This is a genomic window from bacterium (assembly GCA_024228115.1).
GTDB lineage: Bacteria > Myxococcota_A > UBA9160 > UBA9160 > UBA6930.
Genome location: JAAETT010000105.1, coordinates 1 through 3,815 on the forward strand (window position 1 = coordinate 1; position 3,815 = coordinate 3,815).

4 protein-coding genes are annotated in these 3,815 nt (G+C 64.9%); 2 read left to right on the forward strand and 2 right to left on the reverse strand.

Features of this window, described 5'->3' with window-relative positions:
* Positions 1-264: 264 nt before the first annotated feature.
* Positions 265-1,920: a hypothetical protein gene (locus GY937_05560; protein ID MCP5056179.1), complete on the reverse strand. Its 1,656-nt coding sequence runs from the start codon at positions 1,918-1,920 to the stop codon at positions 265-267.
* Between the two features lie 96 nt (positions 1,921-2,016).
* On the reverse strand, positions 2,017-2,226 hold the full coding sequence (locus tag GY937_05565; GenBank protein ID MCP5056180.1) for a hypothetical protein: 210 nt from the start codon (positions 2,224-2,226) through the stop codon (positions 2,017-2,019).
* Positions 2,227-2,605: 379 nt separating this feature from the next.
* On the opposite strand from GY937_05565, the gene GY937_05570 reads away from it, so the two are divergent.
* A complete protein-coding gene (locus tag GY937_05570) occupies positions 2,606-3,076 on the forward strand; it encodes a hypothetical protein (protein ID MCP5056181.1) in 471 nt (156 codons plus the stop codon).
* A gap of 66 nt (positions 3,077-3,142) precedes the next feature.
* Complete coding sequence (locus GY937_05575) at positions 3,143-3,679, forward strand: hypothetical protein (protein ID MCP5056182.1); 537 nt, start codon at positions 3,143-3,145, stop codon at positions 3,677-3,679.
* Positions 3,680-3,815: the final 136 nt, after the last annotated feature.

A 3,815-nucleotide genomic window follows, 5' to 3' on the forward strand; every position in this document is an offset into this window, starting at 1 on the left:
CGAGCTTCGCTGCAGCAGTGGAGGCGGTGACCCTTGCTTGTTGACGGTCTCGCGAGGGACCGAGGCGTTTGCGGTCTACCGACTCCGGGTGAAAGACCGGCAGGCAGCGGCTACTGCCTGTCGGTCGCATCACCTGTACCACGGTTGGGCCATAAGAGCCGTCGAACCGGATGCGAGTTAGCGCAGTTGCTCCCAGCGTTCTCGCTGCTGGGTCCCAGCGTCCCGCATTGCGGAAGTGCCGACTGGCTTTCCGTTGGTGTTGGCTCAGCTCCCATCGAATGGAACCCAGAGGCTGAATGCGGCGCCCGAGTTGATCCGATTGGCGACCTCGATGCGCCCGCCGCCCCTTCGGGCGAGCCGCCAGCTCAGGCTCAATCCGAGGCCGAGGCGTTCGGGCCGGCGAGTGGTGAAGAACGGGTCGAAGAGGTGGGCCAGATCCTTCTCGGGAATGCCGGGCCCATCGTCCAGCACGCGCACCACGGCCCAGTCTCGTTTTCGGACGAGCCGGACCTCGACTTCTCCCTTCGGTCCGGCCGCCTGCCGGGCGTTGAGCAGCAGATGGAGGAGGATGTGCTGCACGTCGGCTTCGACCGCTACGGCTTGGAGATGATCCCTTCCGGTGATCCGCGGCCCGGCATCCTGGCCGCTCAGGTTCGCCATGGCGCAGGCCTTGTCCACCATCGCACGCAGATCCAGCGGGCGTGGCCCCGCCGTCTTGTCGGAGACGTCCGTCAACGCGCCCATCTGCGCCACGATGCGCCGGATGCGGTCCGCGCCCTCGCGGCTTTCCGCCAGTAGCAGCGGGCTCTCCCCGACGATCTCGCGCGCCTCTCGGGGAAGGCGTTTCGCCACGTCGGAATCCGCGAGGGCGAGGATCAGGGGCTCGAGCATCGAGAGGTTGGCTATCAGGTAGGTGAGTGGGTTGTTGACCTCGTGGGCCACGCCTGCAGCGAGATGACCAATGGCTTCGAGGCGGACGGTCGTCTCCAATTCGTGCTCGAGGCGCCGCTGCTCGGTGCGGTCGGCGATCACCAGCCCTGCGCCTACGACCTGGCCGTGATGCCTGAGCCAGAAGCCCTCCGGCTCGAGGGCGCCGGGCCGGCGCTCGAGCTCCGAAACCACATCCGCCAGCGATCGGCTGTCGACATGACCCAACAATGCGTGGGCCGCGGGGTTTGCGTCCACGATCAGGCCGCGGTGATCGGCGACGAGGAACGCCTTCTCCATCTGCTCGACCGCGCCGGTCCGGGAGAAGGGCAGGTAGTAGGGGCCCCAGAAGACGTGCAGGACGACGCTGCGAAGTGCCAGCGCGGAGAAGCCCAGCATCAGCGGGGTCGGGTCGATCGGCCAGGGCCCGAATCCCAGGTAGGCGAAGTTGGCACCAAGTGGTGCCAGGACGGCGAGAACGAGCAGCCATCGATGGCGGCCCTCGGGTGGATCGCCGAGGGCTCCCGGGGTGGTGAGGAGTAGCCGCAGCCCGATGGCAATGAGGCTCCAGGAGTAGACGGCGTGAACCGCGAAGAGCGGGCCATGTCGCGCGGGCCGGGCGGTTCCATCGACGAAGAGGCCGCTCGAATCCCAATAGAGCATCGAGTAGATCGCCAGCGATGGCAGTAGAAGGGAGCCGACCAGCAGTGCTCGGCGTTTCGTCCAACCGGGGCTGCGGGCTTCCAGCGCGCTCCACAGCCAGGTCGGCCCCAGCAGGCAGATTCCCAGGAAGAGAACCTGTCGCGCGGCGAGCACTTCGGAAGGCTCGACCGCCGCCAGCAGCAAGAGCTCCCCCGCAACCCAGCACGCGCAGGAGATGGCGAGCGCGGCAACGCACGCGATGCGTTGACGCCACGAGGCCGAGAGCAGTAGATCGAGGGCGATCCACGAACAGATCGCGAAGGTGGCAAGCAGCGCAAGCGCGTGGAACACGTTCTGTCCCCTCTCTACGGTCGGACTCCGTTCATACGAATGGAGGGGCCGCCGACCCGGACACGGACCAGCGGCCCCGCTTCGTGGGGATCCAACCTACTCTTCGGCTTCGACCCACGTTCCCGTGGATCCGTTGCAGATCATCGTCTTCCCATCGACTTCGATGCGGTCGCCTGGTTGGAAGACCTTGCCTTCGTAGATGCACGTCATCGTGCCGCGGGTGTCCTGTGCGAGGCTGGTGCCCGTGCCGGCTGCAAAGGCGAGCAGGGCGCTCGCGAGGGTGCTCAGGATGATTCGTCTCTTCATCGGTTCTCCTTCTCTGGCTCCGACGATTCACGTCCCCGTTCGCGTCGCCATGCAACGAACGTATGGGCGTTGCCGCGTGGGCTCAGTGATGCGACACACAACCACGGCCGAAATGAAGACCTACCGACGGTTCGGTAAGTGTCAGATGTCGGCGAATCGCCGCAGCCTTCGGCTCCGTCAGCGTCGCGGAGCGAGGCGCGTGCGTCCTGCTCCCGGGGGGCCCATGGCATGGCATCGCCGGTGGCTACCACGCACTCCAAGGTTTGGTTGGCCTGCCCTGGCTTCCGCTCCACTCCTTGTGGATGCCTCGCATCTGATAGGTCTTCGTATTGTCGCTCGCGGGGGCGGCGTGTACGTTTTGAGTCTGATTTCCACCTAGTTGAGCGGCGCGCGCAAATTGGTCGAAGCCTACCGTCCCCCGAATGCGGAACTGCGCGGCCCAGATCTGCAGCCGCGCTCCAGTTTTCTGGCGGTGCTCGTCGGTGGCCTTGGTGTGGACTTCATCGGGACGTTTATCATCGTCTTCGTGGTGGCCCTGGTCTGGGAGATCGTCGGTCTCACGTCCGGTGAAGATCCTGGGGCCTATGCTGGTTCCTTGTGGTTCTTGGCAATGTCCTACGCCGTCGGTTCCTTCATGACGCTGGCTGGGGGATACGTGGCGGCGCGGTGGGCTCGCCGTCGACCCGTTGCCCATGGTCTGGGAGCTGGGATGCTGTCACTTGTTGTGGGAGTTCCCTTCTTCTTCCTCCCGGGAGCATTGGAGCCCCTATGGCTGGTTGCCGGTGGAACCGCTCTCCACCTTCCGCTCGCAGCGACAGGCGGATATCTGGCCGCCCGAGGCGTCGCCTAACCAGAAGCTGCAACCCGCAGGGGCACGTCAAGCGTCGAGGAATGGTACAGTCGGGGTTCGATTCAGGTGGCTCCGCATGGGCGGGTTGTCTTCACGGCGGCTGTGCAGGGTGTCCATCAGGCAGCCAGGGGAGGGAGTCCGCTGGGGTTTCGAATTGTCGCAATCCTGCTCACAGCGATTGGTATTTCCCATGCCCTGCCAGCCAGGGCGCAGGTTTCCCACCCGGTCTTCCAGAAGGGCTTTACCTTCGGCGGCTGGTCGAGTGAAGACTATTCGAGACCCGAGGCCCGCTCCCAGATAGAGGAACTGCGTGCCGCTGGGGTCGAGTGGCTGGCGTTGACGCCGCGTTGGGTCCAGGCGGAGCGATCCTCGCAGAACATTCAACCCCATCCCGACCTGAGCCCAACGGACGAGAGCCTGCTTGAGGTCATTCGCATGGCCCAGGCTCAGGGGCTCCATGTTTTTCTCAAACCACAGGTCGATGTCCTTGGTACTGGATGGCGCGGCGAGGTGTCTTTTTCGGAAGACGCCGACTGGGCGAAGTGGTTCGAGAGCTACCAGGCCTTCATTTCTCACTACGCCGCGTTGGCTTCGAAGGCGTAAGCGGTCAGACATCGACGTTCTTCCCCGGCTCGCCGTCACGATGTAGACCCACCGCATGACAATCCAGAAGGAGGCGGCGTGCGGGTGCAAGCGAACGGCAAGGTGAGACGGTCGAGCGAAGAGTGGCGGGAGATCC